Below are 25946 nucleotides of genomic sequence, written 5' to 3' on the forward strand. Positions count from 1 at the left end.
ACAAATACCTCAAATTATTCCGAGCGGGCGGGGGTGGTCGCGGCCATGTTCCTGGCGTCGTATCCGCCACCCAGGGCCTGCATCAATTGAATCGACAGATCGATCTGCGCGGCATTCAGCGTCGCCAGCTGGCGCTGGGCCTGCAGCAATTGCTGCTCGATGCTGAGCACATCCAGGTAGTTGCCGATGCCAGAGCTGTAGCGCTGCACACCGGTGTCGTAGGACTGCTGGGCAATGTCCGCGGCATGTTGCTGGGCCTGGATCTGCCGGCCGGTGTCGCGCAGTTGTGAAAGGGTGTTGCCGATGTCGCCCAGGGCTTGCACCAGGGTCTTGTTGTACTGCGCCACGGCCAGGTCGTAGTCAGCGTCACGGGCATCGAGGTCGGCGCGCAGGCGGCCGCCGTCAAAGATCGGCAGTGAAATCGTCGGCGCAATGTTGAAGAAGCGGCTGGCCGAACCAAACATTGCATCCCCCAACAACGACTCGGCCCCAGCGCTCGCGCTCAGGTTGAGGTTGGGGTAGAAGCGGGTCTTGCTCGCATCGATATTCTTGCCGGCTGCCTCGACACGCCAGCGCGCGGCGATCAGGTCCGGACGACGGCCCAGCAGCTCGGCGGGCAACACCGAGGGCACGGCGACGGCGCTGGGCTTCAGCACGTTGGGCCGGGCCAGTTCACTGCCCCGGTCCGGGCCTTTGCCGAGCAACACCGCCAGGGCGATCTTGGCACTTTGCAGCTGTTTTTCCGCGTCGATCAGTTGCGACTGGGAGCTGGCTTCCAGGCTTTCGGTCTGCTGGTACTGGTAGTGGCTGTCGATACCCGAGTTCAGGCGACGCTTGCCCAGGTCGAGCATCTGCCGGGTGCGCTTGAGGTCGTCTTCGGCCAAGTCCCGCACGATGTGGGCCTGACCCAGGTCGCTGTAGGCCTTGGCCACGTTGGCAGCCAGGGTCAGCCGCGCGGCCTGTTGATCGACCTGGGCGGCGCGCGCCTCGCCCAACGCGGCTTCCCAGGCGGCCCGCTGGCCCCCCCAGAGGTCGAAGTTGTAGTTGAAGCTGGCGCCGATGTTGCGCACGGTGGAATAGGCATCGCCCTCCCCGCGTGGGTCCTGGTCTTTGGCCAGGCGCGAACGACTCACGCCCGCGCTGGCATCCAGGGTCGGCATGCGCGCGGCGTTGGCGGCATAGGCAGCGGCCTCGGCCTGGTGGGCACGGGCGCTGGCGACTTGCATGTCGGGGCTGTTTTGCAGGGCTTCCTGGATCAGGCCGTCGAGCTGTGGGTCGCCGAGGCTTTTCCACCAATCGGCGCTGGGCCAGGCCGCGTTCGATAAGGTCACGCCGCTCAACGTCTTGCCCGTTTGCAGGCCGCCGGCGTCGAGGCGTTTGCCTTGGGTGTCAAGGCCGCTGTAGTTGGCGCAACCGGCCATGCTCATGGCCACCAGCACCAGGCTAAGTGCGCGTCTGCTCATTCATTACCTACCCGCTGGATGACGATGGCGTCACCGGCAGCTACCAGAATTTTCTTGAGGATCCGTTCCAGGGTTTGCAACTCGCCAGGCTCCAGGGCGCCGGCCAACTCGTTCATCGACTGCGCGCCGATGTGCGGCAGCATGTCCGCCAGGCGCTGGCCGTCTTCGGTGAGCACCAGCCGCACCTGGCGCCGGTCCTGCTCGGAGCGCTGGCGCGCCAGCAGGCCCTTCTGTTCCAGGCGGTCGAGCATGCGGGTCATGGAGCCGCTGTCCAGGGACAGGTTGCGGCACAGTTCCGCCGGGGTATCGACGTCGAACTGGGCAATGATGATCAACACCTTGAACTGCGCGGCCGTCACGCCATGCGGTTCCATATGGGTATCGATAATGCGGTCCTTGAGCAGCGCCGCCCGGCCCAGAAGCAGGCCGAGATGGCAGTTGCGAAAACTGTCAGGAGTGAAGTGAGACATCGGAAGTCACCTTATTACTGCCTAGGCAGTGAATGTATGACAAGATGTTACTGCTTAGGCAGCGAATGTCAAATGGAATTATTAGCTTGCTTGGTATCTGGCGGATGAGTGGCGGGTTCTAAGGATCGTCTGATTTTTCCCACGGTTGGCCATCCCTAAAGTGGCGGGATGAGATTAAAGAGCTACCTGCACCAGATCAGCCCCGTGCTGTCCACGCCCCATGCCGCGCGCCGCCTGTTGCGTATTTTTGCGTTGGTACTGCTGGTGGGCATGTTGGGCGGCGTGTACAGCTTCCTGCTGTTCACTTTCAACAATGAGATCTCCCAGCGGCGCAGCTACATGAGCAGCGCCATCGCCGAGGCGCATACCTTTTTCACCACCCGTGAAGCGCTGTTGGAAAGCCTCAGTCTGTCAGCGACACGCAAGGCCGAATTGAATCTGCCGGTCTCCGATGAAGAAATTCGCCTGTTGCTGGGAAATACCCCGGGCAAGCAATGGAGCATTTGGCTGACCCAGCGCATGCGTGATTTCTTGAGGGCCAAGCAGCTCAACCTGCTGTATGTCAGCACGGATGCCCAGGTGCTGCGGCTGTACGATGCGTCGCCCGTGGCGGCCGATTTCCCCGCGACCATGCTTGAGCAACTGCACGCCCTCAAACAGCAGAAAACCCTGCAGGAACTCTGGCTGACCCACGCCACGGACGGCCACTCACAGCTGTATATTTTCATTCGCCTGGATGAACGCGACCTGGACTCCGGCTGGCTCGGCCTGGAAATGGATGACCGTGAAGTCTCCAACGCGCTGAGCGATCACAGCGCTGGCGAGTTCACCATGTTCAATGCCCAAGGCATGCCGCTCTTCAGCAACAGCCATAAACCACCGCCAGGGCAAAACCTGCCGCACTTGCACCAGCAGGACTTCTTCGGTTTTGTCGGCGATGGCTGGCTGCCCGAACAATTGGTGCTGCGCAAACAACTGAAGTCTTCAGATTGGCAACTCACCTACTCCATCGACCTGCGCGCGGTCCTGTGGGCGCTCTGGCCACAGATGCTCGGCGCCCTGCTGTTCTGCCTGCTGACCATCAGCCTGGTGTGCCTGCTCACCCGTCGCCTCGAACACCGCTTTATCACGCCGGCGATCCACCGCATCCAGGCGCTGGTGGAAAGCGAGCTGTTCAGCCGCGACGTGATCCAGACCGCCCCCGTGGCGCTGTGTGTACTGCGTCGCACCGATGGCACGGTGGTGCTGAAAAACACCCTGGCCCAACAGTGGCTCGGTGAGTGTGGCGCACAACTCGGTCCCGGCTGGATCCGTCAGGCCTTCGACCCCGACGCCCCCTGCCTCACCGACTATTTCGAAGCCGCCGACGGCCGCCATCTGTACCTGAGCTGCGCGCCCACCCGCTACAAAGGCGAAGACGTATTGCTCTGCGCCTTCAGCGACATCAGCGCACGCCGGCAGATCGAAGCTGCGCTGGAACAGGCACGCCAGTCCGCAGACGCCGCCAACGAAGCCAAGACCTTGTTCCTGGCCACCATGAGCCATGAGATCCGCACGCCGCTGTATGGCGTGCTCGGCACCCTGGAACTGCTCGCCCGCACCCGCCTGGATGCCCAGCAGAAAAGCTACCTGCACGCCATCGAGGGATCGTCCGCGACGTTGCTGCAACTGATCTGCGATGTGCTCGACGTGTCAAAAATCGAAGCCGGGCAATTGGCCCTGGAACTGAGCGAATTCTGTGTGCCGACCCTGGTGCAGGAAGTGGTGCAAGGCTATGCGGCAGCGGCACACAGCAAAGGCTTGCAGTTGTACGCCTGCCTCGATCCGCAACTGCCCCGGCGCCTGATCGGCGATGCCAGCCGCGTACGCCAGATTCTCAACAATCTGCTGAGCAACGCGGTCAAGTTCACTGACTCCGGCCGCGTGGTGCTGCGGGTCAAAAAGCTCAGTCGCGAAGGCGAACGGGTGTGCCTGCAATGGCAAATCTCCGACACCGGCAAAGGCATCGCCCCTGCCGACCAGGCGTTTATCTTCGAGCCGTTCTACCAGAGCGAAGGCAACTCCCATGTGATCGCCGGCACCGGCCTTGGCCTGGCGATCTGCCTGCGCCTGACCCACTTGATGAACGGCACCCTGCGCTTGGTCAGCGAGCCGGGACTGGGCAGCAGCTTTTCCCTGACCGTACCGCTGGAGCAACCGTCCGGCAACGCGACGCCGGCCTTGCAGCCATTGGCAGCGGAAATCGTGTATGTGCTGTCGCCAATCCGCGAACTGGCCGACAGCCTCTGCGGCTGGCTGCGCCGCTGGGGCGCGCGCGCGCAGGTCGGTCTGCCGACCAGCACAGAGCTGGCGGGGCCCGGTGTATTGCTTGAACTCATCGAACGCCGCCCCGACTTGCCCTGGCACGGGCCACGGGTACTGGCCAGCAATGACGGCGCGCACGAACCGCAGTTCAGCGGCGATGGCTGGCAGGTCAACCTCAACGACCTGGACGCGATCCAACAAGCCGTCCGCCACGCCCAGAACGGCCAGGTGGTGCCGCCCCAGGCGCGCTGCGAAGTGCGCGACCTGCGCCCCTTGCACCTGCACATCCTGGTGGCCGAAGACAACGTCATCAACCAGTTGATCCTGCGCGACCAGCTTGAAGAACTCGGGTGCAGCGTGGAACTGGCCAGCGATGGCGAAGAGGCCTTGTCGCGCTGGCACGAGGGCACCTTCGACATTGTGCTCACCGACGTCAACATGCCCAGGCTCAACGGCTACGAACTGACCGAAGCGCTTCGACGCCTGGGCTGCACCACCCCGATCATCGGCGCAACCGCCAACGCCCTGCGCGGTGAAGAAGCCTTGTGCCTGGCGGCCGGCATGAATCACTGCCTGGTCAAACCCTTTACGCTGCGAGCCTTGTCGACTGTCCTGGCTCCCTACGAACGAGCCATCCATGAAGCCCTGTAGCATTCTGATTGTCGAAGACCATCCCTTTCAGCACCTGTATTTGCAGAACCTGTTCAGCGAGTTGGGTGAGTTCGACCTGGTGTGCGCACGCGACGGTGAGGAGGCGCTGGCCTGCCTGAAGCAACGAGACTTCGACCTGGTGCTCACTGACCTGTTGATGCCAGGCATGGACGGCGTGCAATTTATCCAAGGCCTGGCCGCGCAACCGTCGCGCCCAGCATTGGCGATCATGAGCGCCGCCTCACGGCGCATGTTGATGGGCGCGAGCCTGGTGGCGAGCAACCTGCAAGTGAAGGTGATCGGGCTGATTTCCAAGCCGGTGAATGCCGCGGCCTTGCGCTGCCTGACCGATCAATTGCTGGCGCTGCGCCAGGTCGAACCGGCCGAGACCCAGCCCGGCATTGATTGCCAAAGCCTGATGAATGCCCTGGTCAATGGCGAACTGCAAGCCTGGTTCCAACCCAAGAAAGCCCTGAGCAATGGTCGCATCGTCGCGGCCGAAGCCTTGGTGCGCTGGGTTCACCCCGAGCATGGCCTGTTGTTACCCGGCATGTTCCTGCCGGCATTGATCAGTTGCAACCTCGAAGAACGCTTGTTGTGGTGCGTGCTGAAACAAGCGATGACCGCCCAAGCCGCCTGGCGCCAACACGGCTATGACATCCCGGTATCCATCAACCTGCCCACTCACTTGCTTAACAGCCACGACCTGCCCGATCGCATCCTGGCGTTCGTGCTGGAGCATCAGGGTTTGCCCGCACGCATCTGTTTCGAGCTGATGGAGTGTTCGGTGCCGGATGACATCAGCAACTTCTACGCCGGGGCCTGCCGTTTGCGCATCAAGGGCTTTGGCTTGTCCCAGGATGATTTCGGCAAGGGCTACAGCTCGTACATGAACCTGGTGTCGGCGCCGTTTACCGAGGTGAAAATCGACCGCGCACTGGTGCAAGGCTGCAACGCCAACGAGGAACTGGCCCAGGCGCTCACGAGCATTGTCAGCCTGGGCCGTCAGTTGGGGTTGATCGTGGTGGCTGAAGGCGTAGAAACCGCGCAAGAACTTGCGCTGTTGCGTAAGATCGACTGCACTCAGGTCCAAGGTTTCCTGATCTCCCACGCCGTGTCTTCGGATCAGTTCCAGCAATTGCTGACCCACGACGGGCCGGCGAGCGCCTATTGACCCGCTGGCCGGGTGCGAACGAACGCCGTTAGCTTGCGAGGTCACCGCGTCATGCATCACCCCAACGCCTTCCTGGAGAAACTCACCAGCAGTTCGCTGCGCCTGAACAAAGGCTTGCTGGTGCTGGGGGCCTTGGTGCTGTTGCTGCTGGGGATCAGCTACCTGGGGGTGCAGCGCATGGTTCACGAACAGCGCGACACCTTGCAGTTCCACTTCGCCCGGCTGATGGAGAACATCCACGAGCAGGAAGTGTTCTTGATCGATATCTCACGGGGCAGCACCAACGCTAAGTACAAGTCCATTGGCCTGCCGCCGCCTTTTGTGCAAAAGCCGCTGCCCGAGGAAGGGCCGAACACCTATGAAGGCCGCGGTTTGCCGTTCTCCCTGCCCTACAGTTTGAAAATCAACCCCGACAAAATAGCCGCTGACCAATACCCCAAGGTTTTCGCCCTGGGCATCTACCTGTCGGCTTACTACAGCGCCTTTTGGGCGGGTTCCCATTACCAGGCTCCTCAAGTGGTCGTGGTGAACGGCCCGGACAATTTCGACATCGCCGTGCCCTCCTCCGGCCGGCTGCGCGATGGCGGCCACGTGCATATAGGTATGTTGGTGGACGTGATGACCCAACTCAACGAGCGCCTGCACCTACAGAACACCTCCCAGACCCTTCACACCGTGCACTGGGAACCCTACGACACTGCCCCCGATGGCAAGGAAGCTCCGATACTGTTGGGTTATGTCGATATCAACCTGGCCTCCACCTCGTTGACCGTCACCGGCGCCAACACCTGGGTGGTGGTGGCCTCGCTGCTGGACCTGTCCAAGGTCAATAACATCGAGCGGCTGATGCAGTGGTCGATCTACGACGACTTCACCTTGATCACTCCAGGTGGCGTAGTGCTAACCGGGGCCGTCAAGCCCGGCGAGGTGCTCAATGAAGGTGTAAATTTCAACCGCGACGGCCTGGTGTTCAAGCTGACAAGCCAGGGCGAGCAGCCCTGGACGGCGATCTACGTGATCAGCCTGCAACGCTTCCTCGACTATGCGCTATGGCCTTTGCTGTGCCTGGTGGGCGTGGTGTTGGTGATGCTGGGGTGCAGTCGCGCGTTCAATCGCTGGTACACCGCACGGGTAGTACTGCCTGCGCACCGAGCCCATGCCAGCATTGCCGAAAGCTCGGCATTCGCACGAGCAGTCATCGACACCGCACCGACCGGCCTGTGTGTGATCCGGCGCAGCGACCATCACGTACTCCTGCAGAACCAGCGCGCCTTGGAGTGGCGCGACGCTCGCCCGCTGTTCGACTTGCTCAAGCAACAGACGCATGCTGAACCGGGCCAGGCCGACCTGGAAAGCGAAGGCCGCCACCTGCACGTGGCCTTTGTGCCCACCCGCTACCAGGGCCAGGACGCGTGGCTGTGTGCGGTGCATGACGTGACCCGGCATATCGAAGACGCTGCGGCCCTGGAAGAAGCGCGCCAAGCCGCAGACTCGGCAAGCGAAGCCAAAAGCCGCTTCCTCGCGACCATGAGCCACGAAATTCGTACGCCGCTGTATGGCGTGCTGGGTACCTTGGAGCTGCTCGGCCTCACGTCGCTCGCGCCGCGCCAGCAGGATTACCTGCAGACCATCCAGCGTTCCTCAACCACGCTGTTCCAACTGATCAGCGACGTGCTGGATGTCTCCAAAATCGAAGCGGGGCAAATGACCCTCGAACTCCAGGATTTCTGCCCACTGGAACTGACAGAAGACTGCGTGCGCACCTACAGCGCGTTCGCCCGCTCCAAGGGCCTGCAGCTGTATGCCTGCATCGACGCGGGCCTACCGGATCGATTGCGCGGTGACCCCCTGCGCATCCGCCAGATCCTCAATAACCTGCTGAGCAATGCGATCAAGTTCACCGACAACGGGCGTGTGGTGCTGCGCCTGCGCGCGTCGGAGAACACCGACGGCGAGGTAGACCTGCAATGGCAAGTCAGCGACTCCGGTGTGGGCATTTCCCAAGCGCAACAGCAACAATTGTTCGACCCGTTCTACCAGGCCGAAGATGCCACTAGCCAGGCCGGCGCAGGCCTGGGCCTGGCGATTTGCAAATGGTTGTGCGAGTTGATGCGCGGCCAACTGAACGTGGTCAGCGAACCCGGCCTGGGCAGCAGCTTTACCCTGCACCTCGCGCTGGAGTCAGTCCCCGGCGCCCTGACTGACTGCCCCGCCTTCAGCCCCGGCATGCCGACGGTCTATGTGCGCGCGCAGGAACTTGAACGGGCGCAACACCTGATCGACTGGCTCAAGCGCCTAGGGCTCGACAGCCGCACGGTTTCACCCGATGCGCCGTCCTCTGCACTGCTAGTGGACTTCACCCGAGAGCCGGCTTGGCCCGGCACGCGGATCATCGCCACAGCCGGCGGGCCGAACCCGGCGCAGCGGTGTGCTAGCGATTGGGCCGTCGACGCCGACGACGTACGCGCCATTGCCTGGGCCATTTCCCTGGCACAGCAGGGTGCCGAGGCCGGCAACCGCCCCGCGCCCACCGTCAACGCGCGCCCGCTCAACCTGCAAGTGCTGGTAGCCGAAGACAATGTGATCAACGCCGCCATCATCCAGGAACAACTGCAAGCCCTGGGCTGCTCGGTGGTGCTGGCCGCCAACGGCGAACAAGCGCTCATGCAATGGCTACCGGGGCGCTTCGACCTGGTGCTGACCGACGTGAACATGCCGGTGATGAACGGTTACCAGTTGGCCAAGGCGTTGCGCCAGCAAGATGCCGCGCTGCCCATTATCGGGGTGACCGCCAATGCCATGCGTGAAGAAGGCGAACACTGCACCGCCGTCGGCATGAATGCGTGGATGGTCAAGCCGCTGAACCTCGCCACCTTGCGTACTAAGTTGGAAAAGTACTGCAAGATCGAGGTGCCCGCCGTCGTCGACATGCCGCCGTTGTCGCCCAAAATGCGCGAACTGTTTGTCACCACCCTGCGTCAGGATGTACAGGCCACCCTGACCGCGCTGGACAACCAGGACGCCAATGGCGCGGCGCAGCAATTGCACAGCATGGCCGGCGCCCTCGGCGCGGTGCAACTTGGTGACATGGCCAGCGCCTTTGTTGAACTGGAACTGCGCCTGACCGGCATGGCCGTCACGCCCGCGCTCGCCCTGGAAGTGCGGCGCAACCTGGCTCGCCTCACGGCATTGCTCGACACCTTTGAATAACCTCACTCTGGATAATCACCCCATGGAAACCCTCAACGTAGTCATTGCAGACGATCACCCCATCGTGCTGGTCGGAGTACGGGAACTGGTCGAGCGCGATGAGCGTTTTCGCGTGGTGGGCGAAGCCGTGTGCTCGAACGAATTGGTGACGCTGCTGGAAAACACCGCCGTGGACCTGGTAATCACCGACTTCAACATGCCGGCGGACTCGCCCTACGGCGATGGCCTGAAGTTGGTGGAGTACCTGGTGCGGCACTTTCCCAAGGTGCGCGTGCTGGTGCTGACGATGATCTCCAATCCACTGATCCTGACGCGCTTGCAGGAATTGGGCGTGCTGGCCGTGATCCAGAAAAACCAACTGCACAATGAGATCCAGGCCGCGCTCAAGGCTATCGCCCGTGGCAACCCGGTTCGCAGCAAGGGCCCGCAACCGACCTCGGTACTGGAATCGTCCGACCTCGATGAGCGCTTCACCCGGCTGTCGCCCAAGGAGCATGAGATCCTGCGGTTGTTTGTATCAGGACAAAGCGTCAATGAAATTGCACGCGGGTTGAACCGCAGTGCCAAAACCATCAGCACACAAAAAGTCGCGGCCATGCGCAAGTTGGAAGTCAACAGCGACCAAGACTTGCTGGCTTATTGCATAGAGCGAAACTTGTTCAACTAACACCCGCTTCTAGGGATCGTCTGATGTTCCACTAACCGCCGCCGTCTTATCGTGTTGTTTTAACCCCACCATGGAAAAACAACATGAAACAGCTGTCTCGCACACTTCTGGCATTATCGATCTTCGCCGCGGGCAATGCCTTTGCCGTCGACCCACCGGTAACACCGACCAAGGCCGGCAGCGGCACCATCAACTTCACCGGCAGTATCAACAATGACGCCTGCTCCGTTGAAGGCATCGGCTTGAACAAAACCATCTCGATCAACATGGGCGAAGTGTCGATCAAGGACATGGGCACCGCCACCGCCCCCAAAGGCAACGGCACCCTGAGCGCCGAGAACTTTGACATGAAGATCAGCTGCAACGCCGGCACCAAGGTGGCGATGATCTTCGAACCGACCAAAGGCGCCGGCTCAGGCATCGTGACCGGCACCAAAGTGTTGAAGCTGATCGACGGCCTGGGCGCCGCCAAGAACATCGGTATCGCCCTGCTGGATGCCAATGGCGCACTGATCGACTTGAGCTCGCCGACCACCGCGAAGATCGAGAACACCTTGCAGGACAGCAACACCACGCTGAAATTTTCGGCCGCCTACGTCACCACCATCGACGCTGCCTCTGCCGTGGCCGGTCGCGGCGATGCCACCCTGCCGTTCACCCTGCAGTACGAATAACCCCAACCCGATGCGGGGCCTGCGGGCCTCGCACACCTCTCGAACGTAGCGGTAGCCATTATGTTTCTTCGCCATTCACTGTCCCTGTGCGCGGGCCTGCTCGGCCTGCTTGCAGTCGGGCAAGCCACAGCCGGGATTTCGTTGAGCAGCACGCGTTTGGTGTTCGACGGCCAACACAAAGAAGCCGGAATCACCGTACGCAACAGCGGTGAGGACGTGTTGATCCAGTCCTGGGTCGACACGGACGCCGACGACGCGACTTCGGTACCGTTTGCCGTCACCCCGCCGCTGGCGCGGGTCACCAGCAATGAGCAACAACTGTTGCGCGTGATCTATGAAGGCACGGGCATGCCCAGCGACCGCGAGTCGGTCGTATGGCTCAACGTGCAGGAAATCCCCAAGGCCTCAAAAACCGAGAACACCTTGCAGCTTGCCGTGCGCCAGCGCATCAAGGTGTTCTTCCGCCCGCCCGCGTTGAAAAACAACGCCTACCTGGCGCCGACCGAGCTGCTCTGGCAGTTGGCCGAACACGCCGGTAAACGCGTGCTGCGGGTGAGCAACCCGGGGGTTTATCACGTGTCGATTGCCGACATCACCCTGCAGGCCGGGGCCGTCAGCGAACATCCATTTGATTCGATGATGATTGCGCCAGGCGAACAAAAAGAGTTCCAACTCAAGCAACTTTCCTCGATTAACTCCGCGCTCTTGAAGTTCAGCAGCATCAACGACTATGGCGCACAAGACCCTTATAGCGCGCAACTTTCTGAGCGTGCTCAAACCAGCGCCAGTTTGAACAAAGAGTCGCCATAACGCGCCTGCCGTTCGCGCAGCCGCACTTTCACTGTATTTCTCTTCGCTCCGTTAGTTCGTATCGGAGGTGATATAGGGTTCCTGCATGTTTTTATTCAAGCGCGATAGTCTGGCGCCATTTTTGATTGCCGTGGGCTTCAGTTCGGTCTGCCAGGCCGACGGCGATGAACAGTTCAATACGTCATTTTTGCAAGGCGCCGCAGCGTCGGTCGACCTGCAGTCATTGCTCGCCAGCAGCAGCGTACTCCCCGGCAATTACCGGGTTGACCTGTATGGCAACGACACCCTGGTGGGCCGACGCGATATCGACTTTCGCCGCAACCCTGTAAACGGCCGAGTCGAAGCCTGCCTGACCCTGGAGATGCTGCAACAAGTGGGCGTCGATATCGGCGCCTTGCAGTCCAGCGGCAAACTCGTCGACACCGATCCCAATGCCTGCCTCGACCTGCCTGCGCTGATCGAACACGCCAAAGTGCGCTACGACGTCCCGCGCCTGCGCCTGCTGGTCAGTGTGCCGCAACGCGCCATGGAGCGCGGACGCCGCGGTTATGTCGATCCGGCCTTGTGGGACGACGGCGTACCCGCCGCGTTCATCAACTACCAGTTGAGCAGCAACCGCAGCAGCACCGACGCCGACACCACACTCTCGAATAACCTGGGCCTGCGCAACGGTATCAACCTGGGTGCGTGGCGCTTGCGCAACGAGTCGAACTTCAGCAGCAACACCGGCCGCCCCAGCACGTTCAAGAGCAACCGCAGCTACCTGCAACATGACGTGACCGCCTTGAAGGGCCAGTTCAGTGCCGGGGACATTTTCTCGGATGCCGACCTGTTCGACAGCGTGCGCTATCGCGGCTTGAAACTGGCCTCCGACGACGGCATGCGCGCTGACAGCGAGCGCGGCTACGCGCCGATCATCCGCGGCATTGCGCAGTCCAGCGCCACCGTGGAGATCCGCCAGAACAACTACATCCTCTATACCGCCAACGTGCCGCCGGGTCCGTTCGAGATCAGCGACATTTACCCCAGCGGCTCCAACGGCGACCTTGAGGTGACGGTGATCGAAGCGGACGGCCGTCGCCGGGTCACGGTGCAGGCGTTTTCCAGCCTGCCGATCATGGTGCGTGAAGGCCAACTGAAATACAGCGTCTCGGCGGGCAAGTACAACAGCAACAGTGACGCGCAGAAGACCCCGCAGTTTGTCAGCAGCACCCTGGCGTATGGCATCAGCAGCAACCTGTCGGGAATCGTCGGGGTGCAGGCCACGCAGGATTTCCAGGCGCTATCCATCGGGGCCGGGCGCAATACGTCGATCGGTGCGGTGTCGCTGGACATGACCCACTCCGCCAGCCGCACCTTTGGCCGGCAGGTCACGGGCAACAGCCTGCGCGCACTGTATGCCAAGACGTTTACCGGCACCGACACCAACTTCACACTGGCGGCCTACCGCTATTCGACCGAGGGTTATCGCACCCTCACCGAGCATGTCGAGGAACTGAGCAGCGACGGCCGCACACGCCTGGGCAGCTCGAAAACCCGCACCGACCTGACCGTCAACCAGAGCCTGGGCCGCAACCAGCAGTTCGGCAGTGTGTACGTAAACGCCAGCGATCAGCGCTACTGGGGACGCGGCGGCGCGCAAAGCCTGTCAGCGGGCTACAGCAATTACTGGGGCGACGTGAGCTACAACGTCAGTGCCACCCATACCAAGGATGTGGGCAACTACGGGCCGACGAACAATGACACGCTGATCAACCTGTCCCTGTCGTTTCCACTGGGCTCTAAGCCACGCGCGCCGAGAGCATTTGTCTCCGCCAGCACGCAAAAAGACAGCGACACCACGCAAATGGGCGTCAACGGTTACCTGACGGACGACAGCGACACCTATTACTCACTGCAAGCCGGCAACAGCAACACGGGCGGCAGCACCGGCTCGGCCAACCTCAGCACCCGCACCTCGCTGATGGACATCAGCGGCGGTTACAGCCAGGGCCGTGGCTACAGCGCGCAGAACCTCAACGTGGCCGGGTCAGTGGTGGCCCATGCGGGTGGTATCAACCTGGGACAGACCGTGGGCGAGACCTTTGCGCTGGCGCAAGTCGAAGGCATTCCCGGCGTGAAGATCGGCAGTTTCTCCGGCGCAAAAACCGGCAGCAACGGCTATGCCGTGATCCCCAATGCCCAGCCTTACCGGGTCAACTGGATCAGCCTGGACACCCGCGACCTGGGCGCAGAGATCGAAATCGATAACGCCACCCAACAAGTCGTACCTCGACGCGGCGCCGTGGTTTTGGCCCGCTACGCCAGCAAGACCGGACGCCGCGTACAGTTCGCCTTGTTCGACGCCCAGCACCGACCGATCCCGTTTGGCGCATCGCTGGAAAACATGGTGGGCAAGCAGATTGCAATCGCCGACCCGAGTGGGAAGGCGTTGGCCTTGGTGGAAGAAGACACGGGGACGCTGGTAATCAAATGGGGCGACCAGCACTGCCAGGCGCCCTATGCGCTGGGCGAACCCAACAAGGCGCTGAACTATGAGCGAGTGGCATTGACCTGCGCGCCCTAGCGCCAACCACGAGGCGAAGCGAGTCGCTCTTGATCTGGCTGTTGATCTCAGGCGCCCCGTCAAACACGCTGGCCGAACGCAGGCTTGAATCCGTGGGTAACCCGGCAGGACGCCGGGTTACCCACGGATTCAAGCCTGCGTTCGGGCACACCGAGCCTAGGCGAGGTGCCGAGTGTTGGGGCAAGAGCCTTTTGGTTACTTTTGGCTGGGCCGGCTTCCGGCTCTTTTCAAAAGTGACCCGCCGTAAGGGCGGAACCCATATCAGCCGTTACCCAAATAACGGACGAACTCAAAAATCCCGCTTGTAGAAGATATCCAGTGAACTGGCCACACCACTGGCCACTTCCAGATACACCTTCTTACTCAACAAATACCGCAAGGCAATAGTACTGGCCGGCTCAAACACCCCAACCCCATACCGCAGGCTGAGCTTCTCGGTAATCTTGCCACTCGCCACCACGGCAGTGTTATTCCCGCTACCTTGCGTATCCAGTTCAAAGTCCTGGATACCCAGATTCTTCGCCAGATCCGACGTCACCCCGGCGCTGCCCATCAACCCCAGGCCCAACGCGGCCTGGGCCAGCATGTTGTTGTCTTCACCGGTGGTGCTCAGCGGCCGCCCGAGCACCAGGTAGGACAGCGCCTGCTCCTGGCTCATGGCCGGCTCCGAGAAGATCTGCGTGGTGGGTTGTTCGGCGCTACCACTCAAGCGAATTCCGGCGATCACATCATCGGTCTTGCGGATCGCCTCGATGTCCAGATACGGCTGGTCCAACGGCCCGGCAAACAGCAACCGCGCACGGCGCACATCCAGCTTCTGCCCGTAGGCGCGATAACGGCCATCGTTGAGCCACAGTTCGCCACGGGTGTCCATGTTGTCGCCGATATGCACCTGGCCCTGCACCTTGGCGGTGAGGCCGAAGCCCGAGAAGTTGAGCTTGTCTTCGCCCACCACCACGTCAATGTCCATGGCCATCGCCATCGGCGGCTTGCCCTCTTCGGTCTGGCTGCCGATGATCACGGTGTCGTCCGAGACCTTGACGGTGGACGGCGGCAGTTCGCGTACGGTGATATCGCCACGCGGGATATGCACTTTGCCAGCGATGGCCAGCTTGTCGTTCTTCAGGCTGATTTTCAGCTCGGGCGCCACTTCCAGCACCGCGTAGGGCTCCACCGTGACCGGCAGTTGCGAGCCTTGCAGGCTGAGATCCACCGCCAGGGCCTGCCCCCAGTCGATCTGGCCCTTGAGGCTGCCCTGCCCGGACTTGCCACTGCGCCAGCCACCGTTGAGCTGCACGCTTTCACCGGCGATCAGCGCCTGCACATTCAAACCTTCCAGGCTGATGGGCAGTTCCGGACCGGAAATCTCGCCGCCCACCAGATTGACGTTGCCGTTGACCTGGGGTGCCAACAGACCACCGGAGATGCGCCCGCTGCCATTGAGCTTGCCGCTGAGGGTTTCCACCATCGGTACAAACGGCCGCGCCACCGCGAGATCCAGACCGACCAGGCTGAAGTTGCCGGTAATCGGCTTGTTCTTCGGCAGCGGGTTGATCTGCGCCTGCAACATCAATTCGCCAAGCTTACCGCCACGGAAATTCAGCTGGGTGTCGATACGCTTGGGGTTGAGAGTGGTTTCAAGCTTGAGCGTGTCGTAGGGGAAATCCAGCCACTGGTCCTTGTCCTTGACGCGCAAGGTGCCGCCGCTGGCGTCCACCGCAATCACGCCTTTGGGGCCGCTGTCGGGCAGGTCCAGTTGCAGGTCGGCATTGAGCTTGCCCAGCCAGGCAAAGTCCTTGGGCAGGAACGCCGCCAGACTGTCGATGGGGAATTGCTTGAGGTGATAACGCAGCTTCGGCTCAGGCATCAGCCGCTGGTCTTCACCGCATAAACTGGCAGGACCGGATACCCAGCAGTGCGCAGCAAATGTCAGCTTGCCATCGGCCATGCGTTCGATCTTCGCGGGGGCCTGCAGCTTCCAGTCCTGACCACCGGCTTGGACATCGCCGCTGGCCAGGCGCCCGCGCCAGTTGCCTTTGTCGAGGTTGCCATCCAACGCCAGGGCGAGCTTGACCAGCGGCCCGGCCAGGTCCAGTTGGACTTTCTGGTTCTTGATATCGCCCTGGGCGCTGGCGGTCAGGGTGCCGACCTGGGTGTCGCCGGATTGAATGCCGCCGCCTTTCAGGTCGATCTTGGCGCGCTGGGCACTGTCCAGGTTGGCGTCGAGGGTGAGGTTTTGCAGGCGGTTGTCGGCAAATGCCAGTTGCTGGCCCTTGAGAGCGAGCTTGCCCTGGGGGGCGTTGAGGCTGCCGGCCACGTCGAGTCGACCGTTGACCTGCCCACGCAGTTGCGGCCAGAGCTGGGCCAGACGCGCCAGCTTGATATCGATCTGCCCAGCCAACCGCTGTTGCAGGCTGCCGCTGCCGTTGATGCGGTTGTCACCCAGGCGGATATCCAGATTGGCCAAGGTCCACTGCTCGCCCGCGCCTTCGGCCTTGGCCGCCAATACGGCGGTTTGCCCACGCAGGCGGCCCTTGAGGTCGAGGTCGGCGTTCAGCTTGAGTTGCTCGTTCTTGAACTCACCCTTGCTGCGCAGTGGTCCGGCCAGGGTGCCCGGCAGTTCTGCGACCCAGTACGCCGGGTTCAACGCGGACAGGTCCAGCGCGGTATCCCAGGCAATGCCGTCGGCAAACTGAAGGTTCAGGTGGCCTTCGGCCTTGCCCTGGCCGGCGGTGAGCTTCAGCTCAGGCAGGAAGATCTGCTTGAGGTCGCCACTGAACGGCGTGACCACGTTGAACTTGCCCGCCGGGCCGTCGAGGTCGGCCTTGAGGTTACCCAGGTAGTTGCCGTCCTTGTAGGAAATCTCACCATTGAAGGTACGCAGCGCGACTTGCGGCTCGTCGATCACCGGATAGAGGCGATGCCAGGGGAAGTCCAGCCAGTCGATCTTGGCGTCGGCGCTGAAACCCTGCTGCCAATCCAGTTGGGCCGTCAGCTTGAGGCTTTGTTGGTCACCGGCATTCAGGTCCAGGCCTGCGACCTGCGCGCCCTTGGCGTCGACCCGGCCTTGCAGCAGCAAGTCAACCGGACCTTTCTCTGCTGGCAACACGGCCTTGCCCAGCAGTTGGTAGCCGTGGCTCAAGTCACCTTTGGCGGTGAGGTCCAGTTGATTGAGTTGCAGGGTATCTGGCAGATCGGCGCTGGGTTTGAAGCCGTCGGCGGTGATGTGCACCTGGGCCGGAAGGTTTTCCGCCAGGGGCTGCAGTTCTCCGGTCAGTTTTGCGGGCAGATAGCCGCTGCTGTCGGCGTCGAGCTTGAGGGTCTTGAGCAGGTCGCCGTCAACCTTGAGCGCCACCTTCCACGGTGCGCCGCCCGGTGCGTAGGGCAGGCTCAGGTTACCGGTGGCACTCAACGGCCAGTCGCCAGTCGGTTGCAGCAGGCCGGCGAGGTCCAGCACCAGGTCGTCCCGTTGCAGGTGCACCGAGTCGATCTGCATGCCGGCGGCCGTCCAGTGCGCCGCCAATTGCAGGCCCTTGAGTTCTTCACTGCCATTGAACAGCAGGCTACCAACGCGAACGTCGCCCAATTGGATGGCTAGCGGCAGCTTCAAGTCGGGCAGTTGAATTGGCCCGCTGCTTTCCTCGGCACTCGGCGGCAATTGCAGGCTGACCTGCTCCACGTCCAGTTGATTGATGCACAGGGTCATGCGCAACAGGCACGCTGGCGACCAATCAAACTGGGGCGCCTGGAGTTCGACGCGACTGTTGTCCTGCTGCCACAACACATGGTCGGCGCTCCACCGGCCGCCCAGATACCCCTGGAAATTTTCTACCGTCAAACCCGGAACACGGCCCAACGCCCAGCGGCTGCCCGCCTGGGTGCCAAGCACCGTCCACAGGGCCAGTACCAGCACGGCAAGGATGGCCACCACGGCCAGCCCCGCTATTTTTACACCACGCATCACAGCTCAGGCCCCATGGAAAAGTGCAATCGAATGCCGCCCGGATCTTCGAGGGCATGGGCCAGGTCGAGACGGATCGGACCGACCGGCGAAACCCAGCGGATACCGACGCCGACACCGGTTTTCAGGCTGGGCAGGTCCAGGTTGTTGAAGGAGTTGCCCTGGTCGATGAAGGTTGCAATCCGCCACTTCTCGGCAATGGAATATTGATACTCAGCGCTCAGGGCCACCATGTAGCGACCACCGATGCGATCGCCCCGGTCGTTCTCGGGTGATAACGTCTGGTACTCGTAACCGCGCACGCTTTGGTCACCACCGGCAAAGAAGCGCAGCGACGGCGGCACCGATTTGTAGCCGTTGGTGGCACTGCCGCCCACTTGGGCGCGGGCGAGGAAGCGGTGGTTGTCCCACAACGTGGTGAGGCCTTTGACCATGGCCGTGCCATAAAGCAGGTTGGTGTCGGAACCCAGCCCTTCTTTGGCGACCTTGGTGTCGAACTGCAGGCGGTAGCCATTGTGCGGGTCGATGCGGTTATCGCTGCGCAGGTAGGAATAGCTGACGCCCGGCATCACCAGGTTACTCAGGCCGGAGTCATTGCCCAGCCGATACTCCTCACGCTGGTATTTGAGCGAAATCACCCGGGTCCAGCCGCTGGGCAACTTGCTGTGCCATTCAGGGCCGAGGGTCAGCAATTTACTGACCGTATCAGTGTTGGCGATTTCTTCGTTCTGGTAGCCGCCCGCAAAACGCAGCTTGTCGGTCAGTGGCGGATCGAGCGGGATGTCATACCACAGGCCAACGTTTTGCCGGGGCGCCGACAGCTCGGCCTCCCAGCCATAACTGTGGCCCTGGGGGTTGACCCAGTGGCGGGTCCAGTTGGCTTTGCCGCGCGGGCCGACGTCGGTAGAAAAACCCAAGCCCAGCCCCATGGTGCGCGGCTTGCGGGTTTCCAGGCGCACGGCCACCGGGATGATGTCGTTGGTCGAAGCGGCGGGAGCAGCGTCCACGCGCACGCCTTCGAAAAAACCACTGCCTTGCAGGTTCTGGTTGAGCTCGGCGATCAGTTCGGAGTCGTAGGGCGTGCCGCTTTTGAACGGCACCATGCGTTGCAGCAATTCTTCGTCAAACGGCGTATCCCCAGCAAAGCTGACTTTGCCAAGGGTGTAACGCGGGCCGCTGTCGTAGATGAGTTCGATATCGGCGACCCCGGCCTGGGGGTCTACCGCAAGTTTCTGGCTTGTGAAGCGCCCGCTGAAAAAGCCGTAGCGCGAGGCCTGGTTCTGGATCAGACGCTTGGCGTCTTCGTAATGGCCGTGGTTGAGCACGGCGCCGGATTTGAGGTCGTCGCTGACGGGCACGCGAAACGTCTTGAGATCGGCGGCAGGTCCGTCGACCCGAATGGTCACGTTACGCAAATGCACCGGTTCGCCGGGGTCGATGGTGAGGATCAGGCGCGGGTTCTTGCCGCCCTTCACGTCACTCTCGATCTGTGGCTGATAGAAGCCCAGGGCCTGGGCAGCTTTGCGCGCCTGCTCCTCGGCGCCACGGCTGAACCGCAGCAAGGCTTCTTCATCACGATCGCCCACCCCGCCGATATAGCCTTCGATGTTGGCTTTCAACGCGTCGTTTGAGGGTTTGATCCGCACGTCCAATTCGCTTTGCGCCAAGGCGCCGCAGCTTGTGAACAGCAGAATCAAGCCGCTGGTAAATCTTCCTGGAAACTTCATAGGCGCGGATGCTACACGACCTGGGGAGCCTCTTTGAACTCGGAAATGTCTGAATAATTCTGTACTAAGCCGTTGCAACATGTAACGACTGAGGATTGGGGTGAAAAAACACGTGCTCCAGGACAGGTCCTACAGCGACTTCGCCGATTTCCTCATAACCCTGACGCTTATAGAACTCCAGATAGCGTGAGTTGCCCGTGTCCAGTACCACCCCGGACGAATGCGGGTCTTCGGCGCACCAGTTGTGCACGGCCTCCAGCAACTGCTCGCCGAAATGTTTGCCCTGGAATTGCGGATGAATGCCCAACAACGGCAGCACGTGCACCGACTCACTGGGCAGGCACGCCAGCACGGCGTGATGGTAGTCGAGGTAACGTCGCGTCCCGCGCACGCCCGTGCTGAGCCACATGCGCAACTGCCAGGCCCAGCTTTCGGTAATCCCCAGGCGCCGCTGCGGTGGCGCGATCAGGGCGATGCCGATCAACCGATCGTTGACGAACAGACCAATGGCCGGCAGTTTCTGAAAAAAGTGCTGCTTGACCAGCTCCCGCACGGTAGCGCGCACCCGCTGTTCATAACCCGGGCGCTCGGCTTCGAAAATGTAGGCGAACGTCGGCTCATGCCGATAAGCCTGGTACAGCAAGGAACGGGCTTCGCGGGAATAGCCGCTGTTGAGCAGGCGAATTTCAGCAGTTGCAGTTGAAGTGTCCGGCATACCATCAATCTCCCTGGGCGCGGCTCAAAAGGCAGCGTTCTTATGGGTACGAACCTACACAGCACGAGTCGTTCCCAGACATTAGCAGTGCAACTGCCCTGCCGCCACGCTGGCCCCCGTCCGACTTGTCCGCTAGCATCGCCCTTTTGCCAGGACTGGACTGCCGACCATGAAAATCGTCTCCTTCAATATCAACGGGCTGCGCGCCCGCCCTCATCAGCTGGCGGCGCTGATTGAAAAGCACCAGCCCGACGTGATCGGCCTGCAGGAAACCAAGGTCCACGATGACCAATTCCCACTGGCCGAAGTACAGGCCCTTGGCTATCACGTGTACTACCACGGCCAAAAAGGTCACTACGGTGTAGCCCTGCTCTCGCGCCAGCCGGCGTTGAGCCTGCACAAAGGGTTTGCCAGCGACGAAGAAGACGCCCAACGCCGGTTTATCTGGGGCACCTTTGCCGATGAGAACGGCCACCCGGTCACCATCATGAACGGCTACTTCCCCCAGGGCGAAAGCCGCGACCACCCCACCAAGTTCCCGGCCAAGCAGCGCTTCTATGAAGACTTGCAACAGTTGCTGGAGAGCCAGTTCAGCAATGACCAGGCGCTGGTGGTGATGGGCGACATCAACATTTCCCCGGAAGACATCGACATCGGCATTGGCGCCGACAACGCCAAGCGCTGGCTCAAGACTGGCAAGTGCAGCTTCCTGCCGGAAGAACGCGAGTGGATGGCCCGCCTGAAAAATTGGGGCCTGGTGGACAGCTTCCGTCACCTCAACCCAGAGGTTGCAGACCGCTTCAGCTGGTTCGACTACCGCAGCCGTGGGTTTGAGGACGAACCCAAGCGCGGCCTGCGCATCGACGTGATCCTCGCCTCCAATGGCCTGCTGCCGCGGGTCAAGGATGCCGGGGTGGACTACGAGCTGCGTGGATTGGAAAAGCCGTCGGACCATGCGCCGATCTGGCTTGAACTGAGCTGACTTCAAGCTGTACTCGGTCGAATGTGGGAGCGGGCTTGCTCGCGAAAGCGGAGTGTCAGCCAATTACTTTCTGACTGATTCACCGCATTCGCGAGCAAGCCCGCTCCCACATTTAGAGTTGCTGTGCACCCGTCATATTTATGCAACCTGCCTGACTTATTCTCGCGGCACTCCCTTTGGCTTGAGAAGGTGCCGGCATGAGGCTGCGCGTTCTGTTCCTGCTGGTGCTTTTCCCCCTCTTCGCTGTTTCCGCTCCCCTTCCCGTTCCTGATCAAGGCCCTGCTTTGCGTATCCAGGGTTCCAATACCATTGGCGCGGCACTGGGTCCTGCACTGGTCAAGGGCGTGATGGAACAGCAGGGCTTGCAGGCGGTGCACAGCGAACCGGCCGAAGGTGCCAATGAACAACGCGTGATCGGCAAGACACGCCAGGGCAAGACGGTGATCATCGAAGTCGCCGCTCACGGATCAAGTACCGGTTTCACGGCGCTAAAGAAAGCCACAGCCGACCTGGCAGCTTCATCGCGCCCGATAAAAGACAGCGAACTGGTAGACCTCGAACCCCTCGGCGACCTGAAAAGCCCCGAAGCCGAACAGGTGATCGCCATCGATGGCCTGGCCATCATCCTCCACCCGCAAAACCCGTTGAACACCCTGAATACCGAGCAACTGGCGCAGATTTTCAATGGCGAAGTCAGTACCTGGGAGGCGCTCGGTGGCGTCGGAGGGCCGATTCATCTGTACGCACGGGATGATCAATCCGGCACCTACGATACGTTCAAGGACCTGGTACTGCGTCTGCGTGGCAAACCGCTCGCGCCGGGCGCCAAGCGTTTCGAATCCAGCGAGCAATTGTCCGACGCGGTCAGCCAGGATCCCCAGGGCATCGGTTTTATCGGCCTGCCCTACGTCCGCCAGGCCAAAGCGGTGGCGATTGTGGATGGCGACTCGCAACCCATGTTGCCGCTGACCAGCCTGATTGCCACCGAAGATTATCCGCTGTCACGTCGGCTGTTCTTTTACTGGCCGCCATCGAGTCGCAATCCATGGGCCAAGGCGCTGGTGGACTTCAGCCAAAGCAGCAAGGGCCAGGCGATCGTGGCAGCCAATGGCTTTATCGCGCAGCAGGTACAGGCGATGGCCGTGGAGCCGCGCGCGTCGATGCCTGATGACTATCAAGCGATTGCACGGGATGCCCAGCGCCTGACGGTGAATTTTCGTTTCGAGGAAGGCAGCGCAAGCCTGGACAGCAAGGCCCGCCAGGATTTGCAGCGGGTGGTGGCGTACCTCAAAAGCCACAACAAGCTGGACAAGCAGGTGACGCTGGTGGGCTTTGGCGATGCCAAGAACGATCCGCAGCGGGCAGCGTTGCTGTCAAAGTTGCGGGCAATGGCGGTGCGCCGGGAATTGGTCAAGAACGGCGTGGTGCTGCGCGATATCCGCGGGTTTGGCGCGCAGATGCCGGTGGCGGCAAATACGGCAGATGAAGGGCGGATCAAAAATCGGCGGGTGGAGGTTTGGGTCCACTGAGGCATTCATGTTGTGCTGTTCGGACCGGCCTCTTCGCGAGCAAGCCCGTTCCCACTGATAGACCGCTTTCCAACATGAAATGCGGTCGAATGGGGGAGCGGCGGTTCGACGCTTCGACTTGCTCGCGAATACCGGCGACGCGGTCTTACTGCCCGCTACGCATCAATTCTTTAGGCACATACTTGCCAATCTCAAACTTGCCGATCGCCGCCCGGTGCACTTCATCCGGGCCATCGGCCAGGCGCAAGGTACGTTGCATGGCGTACATGTAGGCCAGCGGGAAGTCGTTGGAGACACCAGCGCCGCCATGGATCTGGATCGCACGGTCGATCACCTTCAAGGCCACATTCGGTGCAACCACCTTGATCTGGGCGATTTCGCTTTTCGCGACTTTGTTACCCACGGTGTCCATCATGTAGGCTGCTTTCAAGGTCAGCAGGCGCGCCATGTCGATTTCCATGCGCGAGTCGGCGATCTTGTCGATATTGCCGCCCAGGCGCGCCAATGGCTTACCGAATGCAGTCCGGCTGACGGAACGCTTGCACATCAATTCCAGCGCGCGCTCGGCCATGCCGATGGAACGCATGCAGTGGTGGATACGGCCTGGGCCAAGGCGGCCCTGGGCGATTTCAAAGCCACGGCCCTCACCCAGCAACACGTTTTCGTAGGGTACGCGCACATTGTCGAACAGCACTTCGGCATGGCCGTGGGGTGCATCGTCGTAGCCGAACACCGGCAGCGGGCGCACGATCTTCACGCCGGGGGTGTCCACCGGCACCAGGATCATCGAGTGTTGCTGGTGACGCGGCGCGTCCGGGTTGCTCAGGCCCATGAAGATCAGGATCTTGCAGCGCGGGTCGCAGGCGCCGGAGGTCCACCATTTCTTGCCGTTGATCACCCACTCATCGCCCTGGCGCTCGGCGCGGGCAGCCATGTTGGTGGCGTCGGATGAGGCGACGTCGGGTTCGGTCATGGCGAATGCAGAACGGATCTCGCCGCGCAGCAGTGGCTCCAGCCAGCGTTGTTTCTGCTCTTCGTTGGCATAGCGCACCAACACTTCCATATTGCCGGTGTCAGGCGCCGAGCAGTTGAACGGCTCCGGGCCCAACAGCGAACGGCCCATGATTTCGGCCAACGGTGCGTATTCAAGGTTGGTGAGGCCGGCGCCCAACTCGGATTCCGGCAGGAACAGGTTCCACAAACCTTCGGCTTTAGCCTTCGCCTTCAGCTCTTCCATGATTGCGGTGGGCTGCCAGCGGTCGCCTTCGCTGACCTGGCGTTCGAACACCGGCTCGGCCGGGTAAACGTAAGCGTCCATGAACGCAGTGACGCGTTCACGCAGTTCCTGAACCTTGGGCGAATAGGCGAAATCCATGAGCAGCTCCCTTCTCTGAGAGGTTGTTTAGGTCATGAAGTCGATGCTAGATGAGCTACGAAAATTTACCTAACCTATTCTCGGCGTGTATTAACATTCATCACCGATATATGATCGACGTATGGCCACCTAACAATAAGAGCGCAACGAAATGAATCTGAGCAAGGTCGACCTCAACCTCTTCATCGTCTTTGACGCTATCTACACCGAAGCTAACCTGACCCGCGCCGGACAGATTGTCGGCATCACCCAACCGGCGGTGTCCAACGCTCTGGCACGTCTTCGGGAAACCTTCAACGACCCATTGTTCGTGCGCACCGCCCAGGGCATGGTGCCCACGCCGATGGCGCAGAACATCATCGGGCCGGTGCGCAATGCGCTGTCATTGCTGCGGGTGTCGGTGCAAGAGAGCCGCATCTTCAACCCGCAACAGGCGGCCAAGACTTATCGCATCAGCATGACCGACCTCACCGAGGCGGTGATCCTGCCACTGTTGTTCCAGCGCCTGCGCCGCCTGGCGCCCACGGTGGTCATCGAGAGTTTCCTGTCCAAGCGCCGCGAAACCACCAAGGAACTGGCTGCTGGGCGCCTGGACTTTGCCGTGGACGCGCCGCTCAACACCGACCCGCAGGTACGCCACGTCAAGCTGATGGAAGACCGCTACGTGTGCGCCATGCGCAAGGGCCATCCGCTGGCGGGCAAGGACAAGCTGAGCCTGGATGATTACCTGGGGCTGACCCACATCCATATCTCCAGCCGACGCAACGGCCTGGGCCATGTGGACCTGGCGCTGGGCAAGATGGGCCTGCAACGCAAGATCGCCCTGCGCTCCCAGCACTACCTGATGGCCTCGCAGGTGTTGCAGCAGACCGACATGGTCATGACCGTGCCCGAGCGCTTCGCGCGCCGCCATGAATTGCATTGGTTCAACCTGCCGGTCAACGACGTGCCGCCGGTGGAAACCCACCTGTACTGGCACGAAAGCACCGACCAAGACCCGGCGAACCGCTGGATGCGCGAGCAAATGATCGAGTTGTGCCAGCAGGTGACGGCGCACGAGAAGAAGCTCGACAAACAACAATCGTGAGATTGTCACACCCCTGTAGGAGCCGGCTTGCCGGCGAAAAACGTACAGTCACCGCACTTGTCCGGGCTTGCTGCGTCATCGCTGACGACCATCGCCGGCAAGCCGGCTCCTACAGTGATTCGCTTGACGTTAACGTCAACCAGCCATTAGCTTAGCGCCCAAGACATTTTCTCGGGCATCGCCATGAGCACCACCTACAGCATCTCCGACCTCGCCCGCGAGCTCGACATCACCACCCGCGCCATTCGCTTCTACGAAGAACAAGGCTTGCTGGCCCCGGAACGTCGGGGTCAGGAGCGCATCTACTCGGCCCGGGACAAGGTCAGCCTCAAGCTGATCCTGCGGGGCAAGCGCATCGGTTTTTCCCTGGCCGAGTGCCGCGAACTCATCGAGCTCTACGACCCCACCAGCGGTAACCACGTGCAACTCAACAGCATGCTGGCGAAAATCGCCGAGCGCCGTGAGCAGCTTGAGCAGCAGTTGCTGGATATCGAACAAATGAAGCTGGAACTGGACACCGCCGAAGAGCGCTGCACCCAGGCCCTGGCCCACACCCTGCGCCAGGCCGGCCATTGATCATG

General features: G+C 61.5%; 17 protein-coding genes. 11 read left to right on the forward strand and 6 right to left on the reverse strand.

Annotated features, from left to right (window positions below; genetic code table 11):
* Positions 1–14 precede the first annotated feature (14 nt).
* The gene (locus RB216_RS18085) at positions 15–1463 is read right to left on the reverse strand and encodes an efflux transporter outer membrane subunit (protein ID WP_308907689.1); all 1449 of its coding nucleotides are present in this window, start codon (positions 1461–1463) and stop codon (positions 15–17) included.
* Complete coding sequence (locus tag RB216_RS18090) at positions 1460–1933, reverse strand: MarR family winged helix-turn-helix transcriptional regulator (protein WP_016977433.1); 474 nt, start codon at positions 1931–1933, stop codon at positions 1460–1462. The genes RB216_RS18085 and RB216_RS18090 overlap by 4 nt, the downstream gene beginning before the upstream one ends.
* 168 nt (positions 1934–2101) lie before the next feature.
* Here RB216_RS18090 and RB216_RS18095 point away from each other — a divergent pair, with 168 nt between their 5' ends.
* The 7 genes from RB216_RS18095 (at position 2102) to RB216_RS18125 (ending at position 13989) form a co-directional block, all read left to right on the forward strand.
* Positions 2102–4888: an ATP-binding protein gene (locus tag RB216_RS18095; RefSeq protein WP_122683914.1), complete on the forward strand. Its 2787-nt coding sequence runs from the start codon at positions 2102–2104 to the stop codon at positions 4886–4888.
* The gene (gene pvrR, locus RB216_RS18100) at positions 4875–6062 is read left to right on the forward strand and encodes a response regulator cyclic di-GMP phosphodiesterase PvrR (RefSeq protein WP_028616879.1); all 1188 of its coding nucleotides are present in this window, start codon (positions 4875–4877) and stop codon (positions 6060–6062) included. The genes RB216_RS18095 and pvrR overlap by 14 nt, the downstream gene beginning before the upstream one ends.
* Before the next feature lie 51 nt (positions 6063–6113).
* On the forward strand, positions 6114–9272 hold the full coding sequence (locus RB216_RS18105; RefSeq protein WP_028616880.1) for a hybrid sensor histidine kinase/response regulator: 3159 nt from the start codon (positions 6114–6116) through the stop codon (positions 9270–9272).
* A 22-nt stretch (positions 9273–9294) separates the two neighbouring features.
* The gene (locus RB216_RS18110) at positions 9295–9939 is read left to right on the forward strand and encodes a response regulator (RefSeq protein ID WP_028616881.1); all 645 of its coding nucleotides are present in this window, start codon (positions 9295–9297) and stop codon (positions 9937–9939) included.
* Between the two features lie 83 nt (positions 9940–10022).
* A complete protein-coding gene (locus tag RB216_RS18115) occupies positions 10023–10613 on the forward strand; it encodes a fimbrial protein (protein WP_068935134.1) in 591 nt (196 codons plus the stop codon).
* A 60-nt stretch (positions 10614–10673) separates the two neighbouring features.
* Positions 10674–11423, forward strand: a complete 750-nt coding sequence (locus RB216_RS18120) for a fimbrial biogenesis chaperone (RefSeq protein WP_068935132.1) — start codon at positions 10674–10676, stop codon at positions 11421–11423.
* An 85-nt stretch (positions 11424–11508) separates the two neighbouring features.
* Complete coding sequence (locus RB216_RS18125) at positions 11509–13989, forward strand: fimbria/pilus outer membrane usher protein (RefSeq protein ID WP_308907690.1); 2481 nt, start codon at positions 11509–11511, stop codon at positions 13987–13989.
* A 289-nt stretch (positions 13990–14278) separates the two neighbouring features.
* On the opposite strand, the gene RB216_RS18130 is transcribed toward RB216_RS18125, so the two are convergent.
* From RB216_RS18130 to RB216_RS18140, 3 genes are all read right to left on the reverse strand, one after another.
* Entirely contained in the window at positions 14279–17950 is a 3672-nt protein-coding gene (locus RB216_RS18130; RefSeq protein WP_308907691.1) for a translocation/assembly module TamB domain-containing protein, read from the reverse strand.
* Complete coding sequence (locus tag RB216_RS18135) at positions 17950–19677, reverse strand: autotransporter assembly complex protein TamA (protein ID WP_068935126.1); 1728 nt, start codon at positions 19675–19677, stop codon at positions 17950–17952. Before RB216_RS18135 ends, RB216_RS18130 begins: the two co-directional genes overlap by 1 nt.
* A 64-nt stretch (positions 19678–19741) precedes the next feature.
* Positions 19742–20392, reverse strand: coding sequence for a GNAT family N-acetyltransferase (locus RB216_RS18140; protein ID WP_236319293.1), 651 nt, complete (start codon positions 20390–20392; stop codon positions 19742–19744).
* A 169-nt stretch (positions 20393–20561) separates the two neighbouring features.
* On the opposite strand from RB216_RS18140, the gene xthA reads away from it, so the two are divergent.
* The gene (gene xthA, locus RB216_RS18145; RefSeq protein ID WP_028616888.1) at positions 20562–21374 is read left to right on the forward strand and encodes an exodeoxyribonuclease III; all 813 of its coding nucleotides are present in this window, start codon (positions 20562–20564) and stop codon (positions 21372–21374) included.
* 197 nt (positions 21375–21571) lie between these two features.
* A complete protein-coding gene (locus RB216_RS18150) occupies positions 21572–22903 on the forward strand; it encodes a substrate-binding domain-containing protein (protein ID WP_308907692.1) in 1332 nt (443 codons plus the stop codon).
* 145 nt (positions 22904–23048) lie between these two features.
* Here RB216_RS18150 and RB216_RS18155 read toward each other — a convergent pair whose 3' ends face one another.
* Positions 23049–24278 (reverse strand): acyl-CoA dehydrogenase, encoded by a 1230-nt coding sequence (locus RB216_RS18155; RefSeq protein WP_028616890.1) that lies wholly within the window; start codon positions 24276–24278, stop codon positions 23049–23051.
* Between the two features lie 151 nt (positions 24279–24429).
* Between RB216_RS18155 and RB216_RS18160 the strand changes: the two genes are divergently transcribed.
* Entirely contained in the window at positions 24430–25365 is a 936-nt protein-coding gene (locus tag RB216_RS18160) for a LysR family transcriptional regulator (protein ID WP_028616891.1), read from the forward strand.
* 183 nt (positions 25366–25548) lie between these two features.
* On the forward strand, positions 25549–25941 hold the full coding sequence (locus RB216_RS18165; protein ID WP_038844104.1) for a MerR family transcriptional regulator: 393 nt from the start codon (positions 25549–25551) through the stop codon (positions 25939–25941).
* The last annotated feature ends 5 nt before the right edge of the window (positions 25942–25946 follow it).

The sequence above is a fragment of the Pseudomonas canadensis genome (assembly GCF_030980095.1).
GTDB classification, from domain to species: Bacteria; Pseudomonadota; Gammaproteobacteria; order Pseudomonadales; family Pseudomonadaceae; genus Aquipseudomonas; species Aquipseudomonas canadensis.

Coding starts and splice junctions, on each gene's coding strand:
- pvrR (WP_028616879.1), top strand. CDS start 4,875: ATGAAGCCCTGTAGCATTCTGATTGTCGAAGACCATCCCTTTCAGCAC.
- RB216_RS18150 (WP_308907692.1), top strand. CDS start 21,572: ATGAGGCTGCGCGTTCTGTTCCTGCTGGTGCTTTTCCCCCTCTTCGCT.
- xthA (WP_028616888.1), top strand. CDS start 20,562: ATGAAAATCGTCTCCTTCAATATCAACGGGCTGCGCGCCCGCCCTCAT.
- RB216_RS18085 (WP_308907689.1), bottom strand. CDS start 1,463: ATGAGCAGACGCGCACTTAGCCTGGTGCTGGTGGCCATGAGCATGGCC.
- RB216_RS18160 (WP_028616891.1), top strand. CDS start 24,430: ATGAATCTGAGCAAGGTCGACCTCAACCTCTTCATCGTCTTTGACGCT.
- RB216_RS18140 (WP_236319293.1), bottom strand. CDS start 20,392: ATGCCGGACACTTCAACTGCAACTGCTGAAATTCGCCTGCTCAACAGC.
- RB216_RS18105 (WP_028616880.1), top strand. CDS start 6,114: ATGCATCACCCCAACGCCTTCCTGGAGAAACTCACCAGCAGTTCGCTG.
- RB216_RS18120 (WP_068935132.1), top strand. CDS start 10,674: ATGTTTCTTCGCCATTCACTGTCCCTGTGCGCGGGCCTGCTCGGCCTG.
- RB216_RS18090 (WP_016977433.1), bottom strand. CDS start 1,933: ATGTCTCACTTCACTCCTGACAGTTTTCGCAACTGCCATCTCGGCCTG.
- RB216_RS18165 (WP_038844104.1), top strand. CDS start 25,549: ATGAGCACCACCTACAGCATCTCCGACCTCGCCCGCGAGCTCGACATC.
- RB216_RS18110 (WP_028616881.1), top strand. CDS start 9,295: ATGGAAACCCTCAACGTAGTCATTGCAGACGATCACCCCATCGTGCTG.
- RB216_RS18135 (WP_068935126.1), bottom strand. CDS start 19,677: ATGAAGTTTCCAGGAAGATTTACCAGCGGCTTGATTCTGCTGTTCACA.
- RB216_RS18095 (WP_122683914.1), top strand. CDS start 2,102: ATGAGATTAAAGAGCTACCTGCACCAGATCAGCCCCGTGCTGTCCACG.
- RB216_RS18130 (WP_308907691.1), bottom strand. CDS start 17,950: ATGCGTGGTGTAAAAATAGCGGGGCTGGCCGTGGTGGCCATCCTTGCC.
- RB216_RS18115 (WP_068935134.1), top strand. CDS start 10,023: ATGAAACAGCTGTCTCGCACACTTCTGGCATTATCGATCTTCGCCGCG.
- RB216_RS18155 (WP_028616890.1), bottom strand. CDS start 24,278: ATGGATTTCGCCTATTCGCCCAAGGTTCAGGAACTGCGTGAACGCGTC.
- RB216_RS18125 (WP_308907690.1), top strand. CDS start 11,509: ATGTTTTTATTCAAGCGCGATAGTCTGGCGCCATTTTTGATTGCCGTG.